Origin of the sequence: Nocardia sp. NPDC052566, from assembly GCF_044547285.1 — a bacterium.
GTDB lineage: Bacteria > Actinomycetota > Actinomycetes > Mycobacteriales > Mycobacteriaceae > Nocardia.
The window spans coordinates 676,619-695,399 of record NZ_JBIUAF010000007.1 but is presented as its reverse complement, the minus strand read 5'-3'; the positions used below and the strand labels follow the sequence as shown (position 1 = coordinate 695,399).

19 protein-coding genes are annotated in these 18,781 nt (G+C 66.8%); 7 read left to right on the top strand and 12 right to left on the bottom strand.

Features of this window, described 5'->3' with window-relative positions:
• Positions 1-28: 28 nt before the first annotated feature.
• Complete coding sequence (locus ACIG5A_RS38030) at positions 29-1,129, top strand: type III PLP-dependent enzyme (protein ID WP_397249259.1); 1,101 nt, start codon at positions 29-31, stop codon at positions 1,127-1,129.
• An 8-nt stretch (positions 1,130-1,137) separates the two neighbouring features.
• The gene (gene speD / locus ACIG5A_RS38025) at positions 1,138-2,340 is read left to right on the top strand and encodes an adenosylmethionine decarboxylase (RefSeq protein ID WP_397249257.1); all 1,203 of its coding nucleotides are present in this window, start codon (positions 1,138-1,140) and stop codon (positions 2,338-2,340) included.
• Positions 2,341-2,392: 52 nt separating this feature from the next.
• Here the strand turns inward: speD and ACIG5A_RS38020 are convergent, their stop codons facing one another.
• The 5 genes from ACIG5A_RS38020 to ACIG5A_RS38000 all read right to left on the bottom strand — a co-directional run bounded on the left by ACIG5A_RS38020 (position 2,393) and on the right by ACIG5A_RS38000 (position 6,148).
• On the bottom strand, positions 2,393-3,829 hold the full coding sequence (locus ACIG5A_RS38020; protein WP_397249255.1) for a cation:proton antiporter: 1,437 nt from the start codon (positions 3,827-3,829) through the stop codon (positions 2,393-2,395).
• A gap of 236 nt (positions 3,830-4,065) precedes the next feature.
• Positions 4,066-4,269 carry a 4-oxalocrotonate tautomerase family protein gene (locus ACIG5A_RS38015; protein ID WP_397249253.1) on the bottom strand — a complete coding sequence of 68 codons (204 nt, stop codon included), beginning with the start codon at positions 4,267-4,269 and terminating at the stop codon, positions 4,066-4,068.
• Entirely contained in the window at positions 4,269-5,003 is a 735-nt protein-coding gene (locus ACIG5A_RS38010; RefSeq protein ID WP_397249251.1) for an SDR family NAD(P)-dependent oxidoreductase, read from the bottom strand. Before ACIG5A_RS38010 ends, ACIG5A_RS38015 begins: the two co-directional genes overlap by 1 nt.
• An 86-nt stretch (positions 5,004-5,089) precedes the next feature.
• Positions 5,090-5,680 carry a TetR family transcriptional regulator C-terminal domain-containing protein gene (locus ACIG5A_RS38005; RefSeq protein ID WP_397249249.1) on the bottom strand — a complete coding sequence of 197 codons (591 nt, stop codon included), beginning with the start codon at positions 5,678-5,680 and terminating at the stop codon, positions 5,090-5,092.
• A gap of 111 nt (positions 5,681-5,791) precedes the next feature.
• On the bottom strand, positions 5,792-6,148 hold the full coding sequence (locus tag ACIG5A_RS38000) for a hypothetical protein (RefSeq protein ID WP_397249247.1): 357 nt from the start codon (positions 6,146-6,148) through the stop codon (positions 5,792-5,794).
• Here ACIG5A_RS38000 and ACIG5A_RS37995 point away from each other — a divergent pair.
• Complete coding sequence (locus ACIG5A_RS37995) at positions 6,129-7,943, top strand: cutinase family protein (RefSeq protein WP_397249245.1); 1,815 nt, start codon at positions 6,129-6,131, stop codon at positions 7,941-7,943. The genes ACIG5A_RS38000 and ACIG5A_RS37995 overlap by 20 nt on opposite strands.
• Positions 7,944-8,012: 69 nt before the next feature.
• Here ACIG5A_RS37995 and ACIG5A_RS37990 read toward each other — a convergent pair whose 3' ends face one another.
• The 3 genes from ACIG5A_RS37990 to ACIG5A_RS37980 all read right to left on the bottom strand — a co-directional run bounded on the left by ACIG5A_RS37990 (position 8,013) and on the right by ACIG5A_RS37980 (position 12,495).
• Positions 8,013-9,164, bottom strand: a complete 1,152-nt coding sequence (locus tag ACIG5A_RS37990; RefSeq protein ID WP_397249243.1) for a hypothetical protein — start codon at positions 9,162-9,164, stop codon at positions 8,013-8,015.
• Complete coding sequence (locus ACIG5A_RS37985; protein WP_397249241.1) at positions 9,161-10,729, bottom strand: M1 family metallopeptidase; 1,569 nt, start codon at positions 10,727-10,729, stop codon at positions 9,161-9,163. The genes ACIG5A_RS37990 and ACIG5A_RS37985 overlap by 4 nt, the downstream gene beginning before the upstream one ends.
• Before the next feature lie 113 nt (positions 10,730-10,842).
• The gene (locus tag ACIG5A_RS37980) at positions 10,843-12,495 is read right to left on the bottom strand and encodes a M4 family metallopeptidase (protein ID WP_397249239.1); all 1,653 of its coding nucleotides are present in this window, start codon (positions 12,493-12,495) and stop codon (positions 10,843-10,845) included.
• Positions 12,496-12,580: 85 nt separating this feature from the next.
• Between ACIG5A_RS37980 and ACIG5A_RS37975 the strand changes: the two genes are divergently transcribed.
• Entirely contained in the window at positions 12,581-12,766 is a 186-nt protein-coding gene (locus ACIG5A_RS37975; protein WP_397249237.1) for a hypothetical protein, read from the top strand.
• 128 nt (positions 12,767-12,894) lie between these two features.
• Here the strand turns inward: ACIG5A_RS37975 and ACIG5A_RS37970 are convergent, their stop codons facing one another.
• From ACIG5A_RS37970 to ACIG5A_RS37960, 3 genes are all read right to left on the bottom strand, one after another.
• On the bottom strand, positions 12,895-13,761 hold the full coding sequence (locus ACIG5A_RS37970; protein WP_397249235.1) for a ParB/RepB/Spo0J family partition protein: 867 nt from the start codon (positions 13,759-13,761) through the stop codon (positions 12,895-12,897).
• 507 nt (positions 13,762-14,268) lie between these two features.
• Entirely contained in the window at positions 14,269-14,730 is a 462-nt protein-coding gene (locus ACIG5A_RS37965; RefSeq protein WP_397249233.1) for a gamma-glutamylcyclotransferase family protein, read from the bottom strand.
• Entirely contained in the window at positions 14,727-15,653 is a 927-nt protein-coding gene (locus ACIG5A_RS37960; protein WP_397249231.1) for a hydrogen peroxide-inducible genes activator, read from the bottom strand. Before ACIG5A_RS37960 ends, ACIG5A_RS37965 begins: the two co-directional genes overlap by 4 nt.
• Positions 15,654-15,776: 123 nt before the next feature.
• Here ACIG5A_RS37960 and ACIG5A_RS37955 point away from each other — a divergent pair, with 123 nt between their 5' ends.
• The 3 genes from ACIG5A_RS37955 to ACIG5A_RS37945 all read left to right on the top strand — a co-directional run bounded on the left by ACIG5A_RS37955 (position 15,777) and on the right by ACIG5A_RS37945 (position 17,753).
• Positions 15,777-16,364 carry a peroxiredoxin gene (locus tag ACIG5A_RS37955; RefSeq protein ID WP_397249229.1) on the top strand — a complete coding sequence of 196 codons (588 nt, stop codon included), beginning with the start codon at positions 15,777-15,779 and terminating at the stop codon, positions 16,362-16,364.
• A gap of 49 nt (positions 16,365-16,413) precedes the next feature.
• A complete protein-coding gene (locus ACIG5A_RS37950; protein ID WP_397249227.1) occupies positions 16,414-16,953 on the top strand; it encodes a carboxymuconolactone decarboxylase family protein in 540 nt (179 codons plus the stop codon).
• Positions 16,954-17,078: 125 nt separating this feature from the next.
• Positions 17,079-17,753 (top strand): PhzF family phenazine biosynthesis protein, encoded by a 675-nt coding sequence (locus ACIG5A_RS37945; protein WP_397249225.1) that lies wholly within the window; start codon positions 17,079-17,081, stop codon positions 17,751-17,753.
• A gap of 44 nt (positions 17,754-17,797) precedes the next feature.
• Here ACIG5A_RS37945 and ACIG5A_RS37940 read toward each other — a convergent pair whose 3' ends face one another.
• On the bottom strand, positions 17,798-18,757 hold the full coding sequence (locus ACIG5A_RS37940) for a RimK family alpha-L-glutamate ligase (RefSeq protein ID WP_397249223.1): 960 nt from the start codon (positions 18,755-18,757) through the stop codon (positions 17,798-17,800).
• Positions 18,758-18,781: the final 24 nt, after the last annotated feature.

Here is an 18,781-nt window from a genome sequence, read left to right as displayed (position 1 = left end):
CCGTCGCTGCCGAGGCGAAAGATCAACTATGCCCGAATCACCGTATCTTGTCATCAATCCCGAGCGAGTGCGCGACAACTACCGCGCGCTCCATGCCGTGCTGCCCGCCGCACGGATTCGCTTCGCGGTCAAGGCAAGTCCGGTGCCCGAGATCATCCGCGTGCTCGACGAGGAGGGCGCGCAGTTCGATGTCGCCAGCATCGGCGAGATCGAGCAGTGCCTCGGGCTCGGCGTCGCCGCGGACCGCCTCTGCTACGGCAACCCGATCAAGAAGGCCGCCGATATCGCCCGCGCCTACGCGCTCGGCGTGCGCCGCTACGCCTTCGACACCGAGGACGACCTGCTGCGCATCGTCGAGCACGCGCCGGGCTCCGAGGTCGAATGCCGGTTCCTGTCCGCCGCGCCGGAATCGACGACGCCGTTCGGCACCAAGTTCGGCTGCACCCCCGGTGAGGCGTTCCGGCTGCTGGTGCGCGCCCGCGATCTCGGCCTGATCGTCGCGGGGCCGTACTTCCACGTCGGCTCCCAGCAGACCGATCCCACCGCGTGGCGGATCGGCATCGAGCAGGCGGGCCGTATCTCGAATGCGCTGGCGGACAAGGACATCGCGGTCACCTCGGTGAACATCGGCGGTGGCCTGCCCATCTCCTACGTCGACGCCGCGCCCGGTGTCGGCGAGATCGCGGCGGTGATCGATGCCGCGGTCGCCGAATTCCTGCCCGCGACCGCCGGGCTCGTCGTCGAGCCGGGCCGCGCGCTGGTCGGCTCGGCAGGGGTCATCCACGCCGAGGTCGTCGGCGTCCGAATCGCGCCGGATGGCCGGCGCTGGGTGTATCTCGACATCGGCCGCTACAACGGCATGGCCGAGACGGAGAACGAATACATCGCCTACCGGTTCGTCACCGAGCGTGACGGCGATCCGGTGGACGAGGCAATTGTGGCCGGTCCGACCTGCGATGGAGACGATGTACTCTATCAACGCACGCGTGTCCTGTTGCCGACCACGTTGCGAGCCGGTGATCGCGTACAGATCCTCGACACCGGCGCCTATACCGCGAGCTATTCGTCGGTGTCCTTCAATGGTTTTCCGCCCCTGACCGTTCATGTCTCGGGCGCTGAGCGAGAGTGAGTTTGCCTATGACGGCGGATTTCACCGGCTGGCATGTGCTGGCCGAGTTCGGTGGTGTCGACACGGCCCTGTGCGACGATCTCGAACGACTCGAATCGGCGTTGCGTGAGTCTCTGATCGCGGCGGGCGTCACCATCTGCGATGTCGTACACAAGAAGTTCGATCCGCAGGGGGTGACCGTCCTCGCGCTGCTGTCGGAGTCCCACGCCTCGATTCACACTTATCCGGAGTCCGGCGATATCTTCGTCGACGTCTTCACCTGCGGCAGTATCGGCGCAGGTGCGACGAAGGCCGTCGAACTCCTGCGAGATAAGTTGTCCCCCAAGGACGTTCGCATGCAGGTGATCCAACGCGGGCACGGCTCGCAGAAGATCAACGAACCGGTGGGCAACGGCCTGACCCGGATCTGGGACCTGCACGAGGTGATCGTCGACACCAACACCCCGTTCCAGCACATGGTGATCGCCCGGACCGACCAGGGCATCAGCCTGTTCTCCGACGACGACCGCCAATCCACCGAGTTCTCCCAGCTGACCTACCACGAGGCGATGATGGTCCCCGCCTTCGTGGCAGCCGAGAAACTCGACAAGGTACTGATCATCGGTTCCGGTGAAGGCGTGGCCAGCCAGATGTCGGTCGCCGCGGGCGCGACCCACGTCGACCACGTCGACATCGACCAGCTCGAAGTCGAACTCTGCGCCGAGCACCTGCCCTACGGCTACACCAGCGACGAGCTCGTGCTCGCCGTCAAGCACGAGGGCCCGATCAAGGTGCACTACGCCGACGGCTGGGACTTCCTGGCCAACGCGGCCGAAGCGGGCACCCGCTACGACGTCATCGTGATCGACCTGCCCGACGAACGAGTCGAGGAAGCACAGCACAACCGCCTCTACGAAGCGGAATTCCTCGCACGCTGTCGCGAGCTGCTCGCACCCGGCGGCGTACTCAGCGCCCAAGCCGGTTGCGCCACCATGTGGCGCAACGAAACCCTCAAACGGTCCTGGGAACGCTTCCACGACCAGTTCGGCACCGTCGTGCTCTACACCAGCGACGAACACGAGTGGTCGTTCCTGTTCGGCCTCAACGAGAAGATCGATGACCCGATCGCCGGGATGACCGATCGTCTGGCCACCCTGCCCTACCGTCCCGAGACCGTGGACGCGCGGGCGCTGGTGCGCGGCGCGATCGAACCGCACGCACTGCGCGTGTAGGACGAAAACCGAAACGCGCCGGCTCCCTTGGGAACCGGCGCGTTTCGCGTTGTCACCGGGTTTCGCTGGTCACCGACGACGATCCGCCCGATCGTTCGGGCTCACCGTCCTCGTCGGCCTCGGCGAGTTGCCCGGACTGCTTGTCGCCGTAATCGGTGACCGCCTCCTTGGGCTCTTCTCCATTGGGCCCGAACACCATGCCGTTCTTCCACGCGCTGCGCTCGAACATCCGCTGCAACGGCGTCGCGACGAAGGTGGTGACCGTCGTCATGACCGCCAGGATGGTGTACAGCTCCGGCGTGATCAGCCCCTCGGTGAGACCGACGTTCAGCAGCACCAGCTCCATCAGCCCGCGGGCGTTGGCCAGCGCGCCCATCGCGCCCGCTTCCCGCCAGCCCATGCCCTGCTTGCGGGCGACCAGGCCGACCGCACCGAACTTGCTGACGAAGGAGACCACGAGTACCACGCCGGTCATCAGCAGCACCTTGGGCTCGAAGATCAGGCCGAGCTTGGTGTTGAGACCGGTGTAGATGAAGAACACCGGCAGCAGCAGGTAGCCGACCAGCGGCTCGAACCGGTCCTTGATCTTGTCGAGCAGCGCACCGCGCGGCATCGCCACACCGGCGACGAAAGCGCCGAGTACCGAATGGATTCCGACGAAATCGGTGAAGCAGGCAGCCGCCAGGATCACCAGTAGCACGGTGACCAGATGGCCGACCGGAATACCGCCCGCACGCTCGCTGTCACCGCGCTTGGGGGTCCAGGTCTCGAGCTTGGCCAGCCCGCGCCGGGCGACCAGCAGCATGAACAGCACATAGACCAGGCCGCCGCCCGCGGCGAGGAAGATGCCCTCCGGACTGTCCTTCGCGGTCGCGACCACCACCGCGAGCAGCACCCACGCGCACGCGTCATCGAAGGCCGCGGCCGCCAGCGACATGGTGCCGAGCCGGGTGTTCAGCAGGCCGGAGTCGTAGATGATCCAGGCCAGGATCGGGAAGGCGGTCACCGCGACGGCGGCCGCGAGGAACAGCGCCCCTTGCCAATTCGCCACCGAGTCGGTGAAGTAGCGCCCCTGGCCGACCATCCACCAGCCGACGGCGCCGCCCATCAGCATGGGCACCACCACGCCGGTGGCCGAGCGTGCCACCGCGAACCGCAGGTGCGATCCGAGGATGTCCAGCTTGAGCGACGCACCGACCAGGAACATGTAGAGGATCAGCCCTACCTGGCCGACCACATAGATCACCGTCAGGTTGGGATGCACGATGTTCGCGCCGCCGATGGCCAGTTTCGTCGGAAACAACCAGTTCTGCGCGTCCGGCCAGATCCACCCCAGCACCGAGGGACCGAGCAGGAATCCGGCGATCATGATGGCCACCACCTGCACCTGCCCGAGCCGCCGGAACAGCGGCCAGAGCAGGCGGTAGGCCACGAGGATCACCACGACCTGTAAAAAGAAATGGCTGGAGATCTCCAACATCGTTGGCATACCAGCTCCCCTCTGTCGAGCTCTATCGGCAGTTACTTATCGGATCGCCGATTCGCGCCGCGGCGCAACCGGATGTCCAGATCCGAAGGTATGGGGAGTGCCTTACGAACTACTTACCCTCTCCTTGTACGCGCAAGGACTGCGCGGCGAACGTCTGCCCTGTCCACCGCGCATCTCCCGTGGTACCGAGGGTATCCCGATGCTCTGAAATCACTTGTCTGCCAGGTAGCTACCGATCACGTCCGCTGCGCGCGGTACTGCGCGACGTTCATCCCGCCGACACCCCAGTCGGTGAGCGGCACCTCGTCGATCACCACGAACGTGGTGTCCGGATCCTTGCCCAGCACCTCGCGCAACAGGTCGGTGACGCCCTTGATCAGCTCCGACTTCTGGGCGACAGTGACACCCTCGTCGGTGACCTTGATGTTGACGTACGGCATTACGCTGCCCTTCCCGAGAGGTACCCGCCATCGACGGGGAAGATGTGGCCGGTGGTGAACTCGGCGTCGGCGAGATACAGCACCGCGGCGGTGGTTTCGGCGACCTCGCCGATGCGATTGAGCAAAGCCAGCCTGCCCGAGGCCTTTTCGTCGCCGTCGCCGTGCAGCGGGGTGCGGATGATGCCCGGCGCGACCGCGTTGACCCGGATGCCGTCGGCGGCCAGTTCCGCGGCGAGGCTGGTGGTCAGCGCGTGCACGCCGCCCTTGCTGATCAGCGCGGCGGAGGCGGGCAGCCCGGCCAGCGCGTGGTTGATCAGCACCGTGCCGATGTTGACCACGCTGCCGCCGGTCCCCTGCGCGCGCAGCTGCCGCACCACCGCCTGGGTGGTGAAGTAGGTGCCCTTCAGGTTGCCGTCCAGGTAGGTGTCCAGATCGGCCTCGGTGACATCGGTGAACGGCTTGGCGCCGAAGACGCCCGCGTTGTTCACCAGCACGTCGACGCCGCCGAAGCGCTCGACCGCGATCCGGACCAGCTCGGTTCCCGTTGCGGGCGAACCGATATCGCCCGCGTGCACGGCGGTCCGCTCCGGTGCGCCGAGTTCGGCCGCCACCGCGGCGAGCTTGTCCGCGTCGCGCCCGTTGAGCACGACATTGTCGCCGCGCGCCACCAGGGCGCGGGCGATATCGCGGCCGATCCCGCTGGAGGATCCGGTCACGATGACCGTCTTCGTCATGGTCGTCTTCCTTATCTCTTCGATACTCAATACGACCGGTCGCCTTGGAATGGATATGCCGACGCCGGATTTTGGAAAAGCCCCGATCAGGGCCGGAAGTAGTCGCCCAGGAGACGGTCCAGGCACTTGCGCAGCGGATCGAGCGTCCGATCGATCTTCATCTTGATCACCGCGCCCTCCCACGATTCGAGCAGCAGGTCCGCGAGGTCGACGGCGTCGATATCGGACCGGATCTGCCCTTGCCGCTGCGCGGCTTTCACCTGTTCGGCGACGCGATCGCGCCATGCTCCCCATGCCGCGGACAGCGATTCGCGCAGCACCTCACTGCCTTCGAGCTCGCCGCCCAGGTTCGCGATCAGGCAGCCGCCGGTGAACTCCGCCTCGACGAAATCGTCCATCAGGCGCCCGAAGAACGCGCGCAGCCCGCTCACCGGATCCGTTGCGGCACCGAAGGCTTCGGTCAGGTTCCGCTGCACGCACAGCGAGTGGTGATCGATGATCGCCCGCCCGAAGCTCTCCTTGCTGTCGAAGTAGTTGTAGAACGAGCCCTTCGGCACGCCGACCTTGTCCAGGATCTGCTTGATCCCGGTCCCGTGGTACCCATTCGCCAGAAACCCGGCGGCGCCCTCTTCTACCAGGAGCTGCCGGGTGTCGTCACTGCGTCTCGGTCGTGCCATGCGATGACTATACGACCGGTCGTCTTGGAATTGCAACCCCACGCTGTGCTCGACCGGCACAGCTCCAGCGCGGCGCCTCCGGCTGCCGCGCTGAACGCTGCGATATCCGGCTCAGAAGTTTCCGATAACCGAGGAGAACAGGCCGATAATCAATTTGATCAAACCTATTCCGATTCCGGCGGATCCGCTGCCCGCGAGCGACGATCCGCTGCCGAGCGATTTCCCGCCGTCACCGAGTCCGGAACTGGAACCACTCTGGGCAATGTAATTCACGGCATCCATAGCACTGAGGAGAGTAGACATTTCTCGAACCGCCTGTCTTGGAACTCTTTTGCGTTGCACAACCCTCGAACGAGCTGCCGAATCGAAGGTAGCAAACCGCGCGTGATCATTTTCCCCACTTATTCCCCAGTCGAAATGACCATGCGGGTTTGGTTCTACTTGGGGCATGATTTCCGTGTCGGTCACACATTCGTCCAAGCGCGTCGCGGTCACCACGATGGTGACCCTCGGCGTGGCCATCGGCTCCACCGCCGTCGCGAACCCGGCCATGGCCCCACCGGGGCCTGCCGGCTGCGCGGCGGCCTTCAATCTGTTCATCCCCGGCACCTGGGAGACCAGCGAGGCCGCCGATCCCGCGCGGCCCATCGGCATGCTCGGGCCGGTCGCCGAGGCCGTCCAGCGTGAACAGGGCCCGAAATCAGCCATCTATTTCACGCCGTACATGGCGCGCGCGTTCGACAACGGCTTCACCTACGCCGACAGCAAGAACACCGCCGTGCGCAACGCGCAGAAGGCATTGCGCGACTACGGAACCCGCTGCCCCGCCGCCAACTTCACCATCACCGGCTACAGCCAGGGCGCCGACGCCGCGGGCGATCTCGCCGCCGAAATCGGCAACGACCGCGGCCCGGTGCCCGCCGAGCGGGTACTTGCCGTCGGCCTGCTCGCCGACCCCGGCGCGGGCACCGACGGCGAAAACGTCGTCGGGCCACGCACTTCCGGCACCGGCATCGGCGAACCACGGCCACAGGGCATGGGCAAGCTCGCGGGCCGGGTCTCCTCGATCTGCCATCCCGAGGACCTGTACTGCGCGATCCAGAAGGCCGACAACCCGCTGCTCGGGCTGCTCGGCTCACTGCTCAGCAAGACGCTCAGCACCGCGGATCCCGGGCTGGCCACCAGCCTCACCTCGGACTTCTCCAAGGCCGATCTGCCCGCGATGGCCTCCGCCGCAAGCAATCTGGGCACCGACCTCGACGCGGAAGGCGACATCGACCTGACCCGCCTGCGCGACAACGCCGAGAGCCTGGTGAACACCATCGGCCCACTCGCCGACCTCATCGGCTCCGGCGCGGCCACCCCGGCCGCCACCACCCGATTGGCCGGCGCGCCCGCCGGAACGGCCGAGCACGACGCGAGCGAGGTGCTGACCAATGCCGGGCAATCCGACCTGCCCGGCGCGATGTCGGCGTTGCGCACGATCACCGGCACCCTCGCCGCGCTGCTCGACGGCGGCGTCGAGACGCTGCGGGCCGACGCGCCCGAAATCGCCTCGCTGACAACGGCGGTCGAGCAGCTCGGCGACCGGATCGCACCACTGACCGCCACCGCGCCCGACACGCTCGGCGCGGCGGCGACGGTGCTGCCGACCCTCAAACCCGGTGCGCTGGTCGGTCAGATGCTCACGCTGGTCGGCAAGGTGGCCACGTTCGACTTTCCCGGCTTCCTCGGCACACTCGGCCTGCTGGTGCAGAAGGTCCTCGCGCGCGATATCGAGGGCGCCCGCGCCGCCGCCGCGACGCTGACCAACCAGTTGCGGCCACTGGTCGACCTCGTCGCCCAGGTCGACCTGCGGCGGATCTCGCAGACGCTGTCGGACATCCCGGATCCGCAGGGCTACACCAAGATCGCGGCGGCGGCGAGCTCCGTGCTTGCCGCCGTCGACATCGGCAAGCTGGCCGGCACCGTCCGCCGGATCCAGGACGGCACCACCGCAACGCTCGCCGATCTCCTGCCGCTCGGCACCGAACTGGCCTCCGCCGCCACCGAATTGGAGCAGATCGACCTCGGCGAACTGGCCGCGACGATCGCGCCGAACGTCGACCTGGTCACCCTCGTCAACGACGGACTCAGCGCCGCGAACTTCTTCCTCTCCGGCGCGCACGCCGCCTACGGCTCTCTCGTCGTGGACGGCAAGGGCCGCAACGCCATCCAGTGGCTCGGCGACTGGCTCAACCAGCAGATCGGGCACGCGCCCTGAAAGATGGACTCGCACAAGGAAAAGGAGGCCGGTCCGCTGGACCGGCCTCCTTATGGTGGACGGCGCCCCTCAGTCGTCGTGCAGGCTCGACTGCAGCTGGTCGTACTCGTCCTTGGTCATCTCCTCCGGTGACCGCTCGGGCAGTTGCCTGGACTCGCGGGTGACCGGCCCGACCGCGCCGCCGTCGTAGACGATCGACGCCCAATTGTTCTGGGCCCGCAGCGTGTTGTAGCTGCGGTCCTTGTTGATGTCGGACCGCACGGTGCCCGTCGCGATGGACCCGTCACAGTTCCAGTCGATCGGCTGGTCGGCGGACTGGGTGGTCCGCCTGCGCGACTGGTCCGGGCAGAAGTACACGGTTCGCCACCCCGCCGCCACCGGGCCGAGTCCCTGGCGCTCGGCCAGTGAATTCTCGTCCAGCGCAGGCGGGTTCATCGCGGAGTAACCGAAATACGAATTGCCGTCCACCCTCGGTACACCCGAGAACTGGAAACTGTAGTTCATCACGCTGAGATAGTTCGGCTTGTAGTTACCGTGGTCGACGCCACCGTGTTTCAGCCCGAGGTTGTGTCCCAGTTCGTGAATGAACGTGCCGACGTTGCCGTCGTCGCCGGGATTCCAATTGCAGTTGGGCCCGAGCGCGGTGATGAAGGTATCCGCCGGTATGCCGAGCGAAATACCGCTGCTGCAACCGTCGTCATACGAGTCGGCCCAGATCATGTAGTGGAAGATCCGCGCGCGCTTGGCGTCGAAGTTGCTCCGCTTGATCGCGTTGACCTGATCGTCCACCGGCGACAGATTGCTGTCGTAGGGCACCTGATTGCCGCCACCGAGATCGTAGGGGCCGCCCCTGGCGTTCCCGGCGTCCAGATGGAGATTGATGCCAGGGAAGCCGTCCGGGTTGTTCACCGGCGCGATGGCGAACGTGCGCACGATGCGATCGAGCGCGGGACCGGAGGCGAGCCTGCCGTTCATGTAGTCCATCTCGACGAAGACGTCCTTGTGGTTGGGACTCGCGCCCATCCTCGGCAGGTCCACGTCGATCTTGCCGTCGCCGTCGGCGTCGTAACCCTTTGTCTCCCATTCGTCGAGCAGCCCGTCGCCGTCGGTGTCGGCGGCCGCGGCGAGCTCAGGCTGGGCCATGGTCGTCGCGGGAGTCAGGACCGACCCCAGCCCGCACGCCAGCGCGAAGCAGGCGATCCATGCGCGTTTCGCGATCATTTCCGGTCCCCCGTTCCGATCGGCCAGTCGGGAGCGTCGTCGCCGTCCTGGACATCGGCCTCGGGTGCGTCGGCACTGCGCGCCTCGGGGCTCGCCTGCGCCTGAGCGGCCAGGCTGCCCGGGTAGAGGTACTCGCTGGCGGGCCGCACGCGCCCGTTCAGCCACGCGTCGAAGAAGCCGGTCAGGTCGTGGCTCGTGCGCGACTGGATGAACTGGCGGAACTCCGGAATCGAGGCGTTGCCGTTCTTGTGGCCCTGCGCGAAATCCTTGACGGCGGTGAAGAAGACGTTATCGCCGATGTTGCGGCGCAGTGCGTGCAGGAACAGCGGGCCGCGGGTGTACACGGTGGTGAACTCGTTGCCCTTGCCGGGGTCGTACAGCGGAGTCGACCAGACGTTGTTCTGATCGGCGGCGGCGAGGGCACGGCGGTAGATCCGGTCGGCGTTCTTGCGTTCTACGCGTTCGGGATACAGGATGTCGGCGGTGTAGCTGGCGAAGCACTCGTTCAGGCAGACATCGCGCCAGTCCTTGACCGATACCGAATCGCCCCACCACTGATGGGCGTTCTCGTGGATCAGCGTGTTCAGGTCCGTCCACGGCGCGTAGATCGGCCGCGTCTGGGTCTCCAGCGAGAACTGCAGATCGGTGGAGACGTAGATGCCGCCGCCGGAGGTGAGCGGGTAGGGGCCGTACAGCTGCTGTTCGAAATCGAGCACCGCGGGAAGCTTCTTCTCGAGCGACACCTTCTGCTGGGCCGCGCCGGGGGCGAAGAAGCTCTCCAGCGGCGTTGCGCCGGAACGCTGGCTCAGCTTGGTGAACTTGTCGATCGCGACCGTGGTGAGGTAGCCGATGATCGGATCCTTCTCCTCCCACGTGACGGTGTGCTTGCCCGAGCCCGCGGGCACGTCGGCGACCTGGATACCGTTCGACGCGACCACCCAGCCGGTGGGCACCGTGGCACGCAGGGTGAAGGTGGCTTTGTCGAGTGGCGTGTCGTTGAGCGGGTACCACGTTGTCGCCGAATGGGGTTCGCCCGCGGCGAAGGCGCCGCCGGAGGGTGAGTAGGTCCAGCCATTGCCCTTGGTGTCGGCGGCGGTTCCGGCGTAGTCGACGACGACCGTGAACGGCTGCCCCGACGGCAGTGGCGCGCCGGGGGTGACGACGAGTTCGTGCTCGCCCGTTGTCGCGAAGCGCGCGGGTTGACCGTTGACCGCGACGGACTTCACCGCGGGACCGGCGAAGTCGAGGTTGAACGCCGAAAGATGCTGGGTGGCCTTGGCCGTGACGGTGGCCTTGCCTTTGAGGACGTGCGACGGCGGGTCGTAATCGATCGCCACGTCGTAGTTCAGCGCGTCGTAGCCGCCGTTGCCGTCCTTCGGGTAGTAGGGATCGCCGAGTCCGTCGGATCCTGGCGTCGGATCGGCCACACCCGCGGCCGATCCGCTCGGCGCCTCGGGGGACGGATCGGCGACCGCGGCCGCACCGGCCAGCAGGCTCAGCGCGAGCGCTGCCGCGGAGACCGCCATCGACCGCGAGCGCAGCGCGGCGGGAGTCTTGATTTGCATGGGACACAACCTTTTTTGATGAGCAATTCGATAAGAAACAATGCGTTCGAAGGGCCGGGAACTGGGCGCCGTGCTTATGTGCCGGACGCCCAGTTCACGAATTCGATGAGCAGTCAGCCGGCCACGGCAGTGCCCGGCATCTTGACCGCCTTGGTGGCGTTCACCACCTGCGTGCAATCGGCGAGAGTTGTTCCCGCGACGTTGTTCTGGACATTCGTGCGGCATGCGGTCGCCAGCGCGCTACCGAGGCTGCGGTAAGTCGCATTGGAGGTCAGCAGCGTCTGGGTGGTCCAGTACAGCTGGGCGGTCTTCTCGATACCGATACCGGTGATGTTCTGCCCGTTCAGCGCGCCGCCGTCGGTGATCAGCTGTGCCGCTTTGTTGCCGACGCCGCTGTTGGTGTGGACCAGCGCCGACTGGTTCGAGCCGGTGTACCAGTAGGTGCCACGGTAGGTGTCGGGCTGGCGGTGCGACTTCGGATCCTTCATATCGCGGATCACGCCGAGCGAGCTGCCCGCGCCGATCTTCCACCGATTCTCCGCCCGGTAATTCGGTCCGGTGAGGTAGACGAATTCGCCGAAGATATCCGACATGGATTCGTTGATCGCGCCCGAATCATTGCGGTAGACAAGGCCGTTGATGTGCTGGGTGACACCGTGGGTGAGTTCGTGCCCGGTGACGTCCTCGGTGGACAGGCCCTGACCGTATGCCATGTGGTCTTCATTCCAGAAGGCATTCTGGTAGGGGCATTCATCGTAGGAGCAGATACGCACGGTGGCGCGCAAAGCTTTTCCGTTCCCATCGCCGGTATCGACGCCGATCAGATCGGTCAGATTCTTCAACTGGGTGTAATTCCGGTACATCGTTTCCGTGGAGCCGAAGTAGTCGTAGATCTTGTCGACGTCGTCGATGCCGGTCGGGCCCTGACCCTCGGTCCTGGTGGGCGAGAACCCGTTCGAGGTGCCGCACTCGGTCGGGTCCTGCGGGCCGTCGAGGTCGACCGGCGTGCTGTCCGCGTCGCACACGACCCGGTTCAGGTGCTTGGTCTCACTCCAGCTGTCGAGCACGGTGCCGGTGTTGTTGGCGTCGACGAAGACCACCCACTCGCCGGGCTGCTTTCCTTCCTGGCCATCACCCTTGATCTCGACCTTGTACGCGGGAATCGCCACGCTCGGCTTCTCGTCCAGGCCGGCCAGCTTCGGGTCGTACCAGCTGGGCTTCACCTGTGCGGCAGTGAACTTCTCGGCCGGCTTCTTGGTCTGCTCGGCCAGTGCGCGCAGCGCGGTGGCCGACACCTGAGGCGGTGGCGTCGCGGCGCCGTCCGGGTACTTGCCCTGCGACTTCTGGGTCAGCGCGCCAGTTGCGGCGATGAGCGAACCGTCGGCGGCCAGCGACTGCGACACCGAGGCGCCGAAGACCGGAATCGAGTCGATCTCCTGGCGCAGGCGGACCGTCGAACCGACGCCGACGTCGAAGACCTTGTCCACGACCAGCTGTCCGACCTGGTCTTTCCCGAATTCCTTCTGGACGGCGTCGGCCAGCGCCTGCGCGGCGGCCGCCGGATCGAGCTCGGTGCCACCCGGTGCGGGCACCGGCGTCTTGGGCACCACCTGGGTGACGACGCCCTGCTCGTCCTTCTGCACGTCCTTGGGCGTGGCGCCGAGATCGGTACCACCCGGTGCGGAAGGTGTTGTCGGCAGCGGCAGTTGGGGCGGCGCGGGCAGATCCGACGGCGACGGCCCGACCTGGCTGTCCGGCGCGGGCACGGCGGACGAGCTCCGCGGCGGGGTCTTCGACGACGGCGGTGCGGGCTGCGACGACGACGGTGGCGCACTCGACGGGGTCGAGGGGGTGGACGGTGAAGTCGATGGCGCGGCCGACGGTGCGGTGGATGGCGCAGTCGAGGGCACCGAGGAATCGGTCGGCGGTTGGGCAATGGCGCCGGAACTCGTCGCGAAAACCATTGCTGATATTGCGATCGCCGCAGTCGCGGCGAAGCGCGTCGTCCTACGTTTTATCGAATTCATATCCAAGTAGAACCACACTCGGCGGGCCCATACGACTGGGGAAAATCTGGGGAATTCGAGCAGAAGATTCGAAAACGAAACGGGCGCCGCGATGTTCGCGGCGCCCGTTATACTACATATTTCGGCGCGATATCGCGCTCAGCGGCATTGCAGCCGATCGCCGATTCTGGCCGCGAAATCCTGCCAGTTGGCGGCATTCTGGCGCGCCATGTCGAGGATCAGATTCAGGCAGTGTTCCGGAATGCGGTCGGCCAGATCGACCGACTGCGTCGGCGTGCGCGGACTGGCATCGAGCCAGCGCAGCAGGGTGCGCCCGGTCTCGGTGAGCCGCAACGACGGATCGCGGCGCAGGCTTTGCAGCACCGCCGCCGAGCACACCCGCTCCGGTTTCGCCGGTTCGGGCCCGGACGCGGATCCGGGCGGCGTCTGGCCGGCGCCGTCGCAGGGCTCGGTGCGGCGCGGGCGATCTCCACCCGCCCCGCGCACCCGGCGGATGCGGCCGTCACGCCCGATCCGATGTCGTGTCTGGGGAACCTCCCCAGATGATTGTCTGCGCACCGCGCCGACCGTCTTGTGATCCAGCCCCGTCACCTCGGCGACCTTGCGGTCGGACCACTGCGGATACATCCGCATGATCCGCAGCGAGGCCGCCTTGCGATCGATGATCGACAGCGGCAGCCCGTGGGTGATGTTGGCCCGCACCGCGAGCACGAACGCCTCCTCTTCGGTCCCGTCGAAGAATCGCGCCCGAATTGTCATGGCCCCCTTGGATTTTGCCGCCTGTAGTCGATGTGCCCCGTCGATGAGCCGCATGGTTTCCCGGTGCACGAGGATCGGCGGCAGCTCCGTCTCCGTCTTCGCCAGCACCCGGATATGCGTGGAGTCCTCGGCGCGCACCCGCAGCGCACCGCCGGTATCTATCGACTCGATGGGGATCTCGACCGTCACGTCGGCAACCCCCGCTCTCGTGACGTCGTCGTCCGCGTTCAACCTGTATTCATTCATCACGGCGGTACTCCCCTGCATCGAGGCTGAGATCATTCCGTACACATTCCTCATCACTCGCTGCCGCCGGCGAGACGCCCCGAATGCATCCGGGAATGTTCGACGAAGAAGGCACCACGCTGTGCCTGGTCAACGGTGAATAACGGTGCGGACAGCAATATTTCACATTGGAAGCATCACGGCAACGATACGGTGTCGAACGCGCGTGCATTCGCAGAACGGCGATCGCACTCCAATGATTTGCTGCCCGGTTCGTGACCGTCTCGACGCCTCGACGAAGAGACTATGAACCCGTTCTACTTGTCCCCCAACAAATAGGCCATGACAAAGCCGCCGACTTCCTCCCCCACCCCCGAACCACCCGATGCCCGCCATGACATAGGGTAGCGAATCGGTCGGCCTCTCGCTGCAGCCGAACATACCGCGCTTCCAGGGTAACTCAGATCCCATTCCTATTCGGACAATTCTTCTTGTGTACGTCCATATTTAACGAGTGCGTCGCATGAATCATTGCGGACCGAGTCGTGCACGCCAATGGGCGGAGCGAGCGGCGAAGGTGGTGAGGTGTTCGGCCGTAAAGCGTTGTGCGGACCAGTCATTCGGCGCGACGGCGCCGGTCCAGACGTAGGTCGAGGCGGGCCCGTCGGCGAGTCGCACTGTCCGCAGGTCGTATTCGTCGTCCTCGAAGGCGTCGAGCACCGCCCACTCCCCCTCGGACAGCCCGGACAGCAGCACGCCACGCGCGATCGAGTCCGGCGCGGGCACCAGACCGGGGTACAGCAGGCCGGGCAGCACCGCGCTGCGCCAGCCGGGCAGTTCGGCGGGTTCGAGCGCCGGGCAGCGGCCGAGCAGGCCGAGCAGCACCTGCGGGAATTGCAGTGTGCCGTAGGCGAACAGCGGCTGCCCCGGGCCGGCGTCGCGTAGTCGAGCCAGCCGCCCACCGCGCGCATCGCCGTAATCGGCCGTCATTTCGACGCTCCGGCACGATCGACCCGTTGGCTGCGGATGATCTCGGCGAGCAACTCGTAGTCCTCAGCGCGCGCCGTGGAGGCCCGGAAAGCCAGACCGAGGGTACGCCCCGGAGCGGGCGCGGCGAAGTGCGCGGTTTCCAGTGTGCCGCGGGCGGTTTCGGCGGCGACCGCCATCTCCGGGATGAGCGTGACGCCGAGACCGCCCGCGACGCACTGCACCACGGTCGCCAGCGAGGCGGCGCGGGTGTCGCCGACGGCGCCGGGACGGATGTCCGCGGCACGGCACAGTTCCAGTGTCTGCTCGCGCAGGCAGTGCCCCTCGTCGAGCAGCAGCAGCGGCAGCGAATCCAGCGCGCCGGGCCCGAGATCGGTGCGGCCCGCCAGTTCGTGCCCGCGCGGGGTCACCACCACGAACTCCTCGGTGTACAGCGGAATCTCGACCAGGCCCGGCGCCTGGGTCGGCAACGCGAGCAAGGCGACGTCGAGCACGCCGGTCCGCAAACCGTCGAGCAGCCGGGCCGTTTGGTCCTCGACCACCTGCGGCACCAAAGCGGGCACCCGGGTGCGCAATTCCGGCAAAAGGGTCGGCAGCACATACGGAGCTACCGTTGGGATGATTCCCATCCGCAGCGTGCCGCCGAGCCCGTCGCCGGTCGCCGAGGCGAGGAAACGGTCGGCCGCTTCGAGCGTCGCGGTCGCCTGCGGCAGCAGTCGCTCGCCCGCCGCGGTGACGAGCACCCGGCGCGTGCTCCGCTCGATCAACTGCAGTCCCAGCCCGTGTTCCAGCGCCGCGAGCGCCTGCGATAGTGTCGGCTGGCTCACACCGAGCCGGGCTGCCGCAGTACCGAAGTGACGGTATTCGGCGATCGCGACGAACGCACGCAGCTGTGACAGGGTTGGCTGATAAGTCTGATCAGTCACGCCTATGAGTGTAGTGCGACCGATCACGTTTACCTTTCACCGGCCGTTGGGCAAGATCACCACAGAGCTTTTCGCACGTTTTTCGCACATCGCTGGCAACCCCACAATGACGAGGAGACACGCATGGCCCTGCTGACCATCGGCGACCAATTCCCGGCATACAACCTCACCGCGGTGATCGGCGGTGACCTGTCGAAGGTCGACGCTCAGCAGCCTGACGACTACTTCACCCAGATCACCAGCGACGATCACGCGGGCAAGTGGCGGATCGTCTTTTTCTGGCCCAAGGACTTCACCTTCGTCTGCCCGACCGAGATCGCCGCGTTCGGCAAGCTCAACGAGGAATTCGAAGACCGCGACGCCCAGGTGCTCGGCGCCTCGGTGGACAACGAGTTCGTGCACTTCCAGTGGCGGGCACAGCACGAGGACCTGAAGACCCTTCCGTTCCCGATGCTTTCGGATCTCAAGCGCGAATTGGCCGCCGCGACCGGCGTGCTGAACGCCGACGGCGTCGCCGACCGGGCCACCTTCATCGTCGACCCGAACAACGAGATCCAGTTCGTCTCGGTCACCGCCGGTTCGGTCGGCCGCAACGTCGACGAGGTGCTGCGGGTACTCGACGCGCTGCAGTCCGACGAGCTGTGCGCCTGCAACTGGAAGAAGGGCGACCCGACCATCAACGCGGCCGAGCTGCTCACCGCCAGCGTCTGACGATCCACCCGAACACCGAAAACCATAGAGAGACAAGAGGAATCGACGAATGAGCATTGAGAACCTGAAGAACTCCCTCCCCGAGTACGCCAAGGACCTCAAGCTCAATCTGTCCTCGATCTCGCGCACCACGGTGCTGAACGAACAGCAGCTGTGGGGCACCCTGCTCGCGTCCGCGGCGGCCACCCGGTCGGCAACGACGCTGCGCGAGATCTCCGCCGAGGCCGCCGATACGCTGTCGGCCGAGGCGTACAACGCCGCGCTCGGCGCCGCCTCGATCATGGGCATGAACAATGTGTTCTACCGGGGCAAGGCATTTCTCGGCGGGCGCTACGACGATCTGCGCGCCGGGCTGCGGATGAACATCATCGGCAACCCCGGCGTCGACAAGGCCGATTTCGAGCTGTGGTCGTTCGCGGTGTCCTCGATCAACGGCTGCGCGCACTGCCTCGAGGCGCACGAGAACACCCTGCGCGAGGCGGGTGTGTCCCGCGAGGTGATCTTCGAATCGCTGCGGGTCGCCGCGATCGTCGCCGGTGTCGGCCAGGCGGTGGAGTCCACCGAGGCACTGGCCGGCGCGACGGTCTGATCAGCACGAAAGACTCGGCGGCCCCGTCCTTTCCGGACGGGGCCGCTGGCGTTTCCAGGACGTGCGGTCCGGTGACCGGCCCCGAAACCACCTAGGGCGGTTATTCCGGGGTAGGCTCGGCAGCCATGGGGACACACGTAGAAGTGGTACGCGTATTCACGGACGCGGCCGGGCAATTCGGCAACCAGCTCGGCATCGTCCGCGCCGACGCCGTGGCCGAGGCCGACCGGCAGGCGGTCGCCGCGAAACTCGGATTCAGTGAGACCGTCTTCGTCGACGATCCGGTCGACGGCACCGCGCGGGTGCGGATCTACACGCCCGCGGTGGAGCTGCCGTTCGCCGGACATCCGACCGTCGGCACGGCATGGTGGCTGGCCGAACGCGGGCAGGCGGTGCGCGTACTCGACGTGCCGGCGGGCCCGGTGGCCGTCGAATTCTCCGACGGGCTCACCCGGGTCACGGCACGCGCCGAATGGGCGCCGTCGTTCGCCTTCGCCCAGCTCGCGAGCCCGGCCGAGGTAGCGGCGCTCAACCCGGCCGACTACACCGAGGGCCATCACTACCTCTGGGCGTGGATCGACGAATCGCGCGCCGCGCTGCGCTCGCGAATGTTCGCCCCCGACTTCGGCATCGCCGAGGACGAGGCCACCGGCGCCGCCGCCGTCGCCATCACCGCCCTGCTGGAGCGCGGGCTGGAGATCACCCAGGGCAAGGGCTCGCAGTTGTTCACCGACTGGGATCCGGCGGGCTGGGTGCGCCTCGGCGGGCGCGTCGTCGCGGATTCGATCATCGACCTGTAGCGCGAACGCCGGGCACCCGCCCCCTGCGACGGGTGCCCGGCCCATCACCAGCGGTCGATGCCCAGCGTATGGGCGACCAGCGGCAACGCCACCGATTCCAAGCCACCCGGCACCCGCAGCGCCGGGTGCACGTTGACCTCGAACACACAGCCGCCGTGCTGCGGCACCAGATCGACACCGCCGAACGACAGGCCGAGCGAGCGGGTCGCGGCGATCGCGAGTTCGCGCAGGCCGCGGGCGAGCGCGTCGGGGGGCAGCACGGTCGACGCGGCGCCCCGTGCCTCGTTGCACGGCAGATCGTGGCGGGGCTGCACGTGTTCGCAGACCCGCAACACCTGATCGTGCAGCACGACGACGCGGTACTGATGCCGGTGCCCGTCCGAGCGGATATTGCGCACGTCGCGGCACTGCTGCCAGCGGGTATCGTTCGCCGCGTAATACGCACGGGCGGTCAGCAATTCGCCCGCGGTGGTGGCACGGAAGACGCCCGCGCCGCCGAGCCCGGTCACCGGCCTGGTCCAGACGTCACCACCGAGCCGGGCGAAGGAGGCCAGCGCGATGTGCTCGTCCTGGTCGCGCAGGGTGACGGTGGCGGCGTACGGAATTCCCCGCCTGGCAAAGCAATCGACCGTGCGGCTCTTGTCGGTGGCGTTGCGCCAGGCCTGCCGGTCGGCGCCGAAGCAGGCGATACCGCTGCGCGCCAGCACATCCTGGAACTCGCGCAAGCGCGGCCGATCGGCCGGATCGATCTCGTAGACGAGCACCGCGTCCGGCGCGACGGCCACCCCGTCGCGGGCCACCTCGAGCACGAGCCGCCCGTCCACGAAGTGGGCCAGCCCCGCTCCGCCGCTCATGAAGTCGCGCGCGTCGAGCATGATCGGAACCCGCCCGGTCAGCGTCGCGACGGCCTCGTGTAGCACGATCCGGCTCTTCTCCGGCGACGCGTGGTCGGTGACGACCACGACCTCCGGCACTTCGTCCCCTCCGCGATTAGTGTCGGTCACATCCGAGATAGTAAGCGGGACCGG

What these genes read in the sequence shown, in the direction of transcription:
- ACIG5A_RS37995 (WP_397249245.1), top strand. Translation starts at nt 6,129, where the DNA reads ATGATTTCCGTGTCGGTCACACATTCGTCCAAGCGCGTCGCGGTCACC.
- ACIG5A_RS38015 (WP_397249253.1), bottom strand. Translation starts at nt 4,269, where the DNA reads ATGCCGTACGTCAACATCAAGGTCACCGACGAGGGTGTCACTGTCGCC.
- ACIG5A_RS38020 (WP_397249255.1), bottom strand. Translation starts at nt 3,829, where the DNA reads ATGCCAACGATGTTGGAGATCTCCAGCCATTTCTTTTTACAGGTCGTG.
- speD (WP_397249257.1), top strand. Translation starts at nt 1,138, where the DNA reads ATGACGGCGGATTTCACCGGCTGGCATGTGCTGGCCGAGTTCGGTGGT.
- ACIG5A_RS37970 (WP_397249235.1), bottom strand. Translation starts at nt 13,761, where the DNA reads ATGAATGAATACAGGTTGAACGCGGACGACGACGTCACGAGAGCGGGG.
- ACIG5A_RS37990 (WP_397249243.1), bottom strand. Translation starts at nt 9,164, where the DNA reads ATGATCGCGAAACGCGCATGGATCGCCTGCTTCGCGCTGGCGTGCGGG.
- ACIG5A_RS38005 (WP_397249249.1), bottom strand. Translation starts at nt 5,680, where the DNA reads ATGGCACGACCGAGACGCAGTGACGACACCCGGCAGCTCCTGGTAGAA.
- ACIG5A_RS37965 (WP_397249233.1), bottom strand. Translation starts at nt 14,730, where the DNA reads ATGACGGCCGATTACGGCGATGCGCGCGGTGGGCGGCTGGCTCGACTA.
- ACIG5A_RS37985 (WP_397249241.1), bottom strand. Translation starts at nt 10,729, where the DNA reads ATGCAAATCAAGACTCCCGCCGCGCTGCGCTCGCGGTCGATGGCGGTC.
- ACIG5A_RS37955 (WP_397249229.1), top strand. Translation starts at nt 15,777, where the DNA reads ATGGCCCTGCTGACCATCGGCGACCAATTCCCGGCATACAACCTCACC.
- ACIG5A_RS37950 (WP_397249227.1), top strand. Translation starts at nt 16,414, where the DNA reads ATGAGCATTGAGAACCTGAAGAACTCCCTCCCCGAGTACGCCAAGGAC.
- ACIG5A_RS37945 (WP_397249225.1), top strand. Translation starts at nt 17,079, where the DNA reads ATGGGGACACACGTAGAAGTGGTACGCGTATTCACGGACGCGGCCGGG.
- ACIG5A_RS38010 (WP_397249251.1), bottom strand. Translation starts at nt 5,003, where the DNA reads ATGACGAAGACGGTCATCGTGACCGGATCCTCCAGCGGGATCGGCCGC.
- ACIG5A_RS38030 (WP_397249259.1), top strand. Translation starts at nt 29, where the DNA reads ATGCCCGAATCACCGTATCTTGTCATCAATCCCGAGCGAGTGCGCGAC.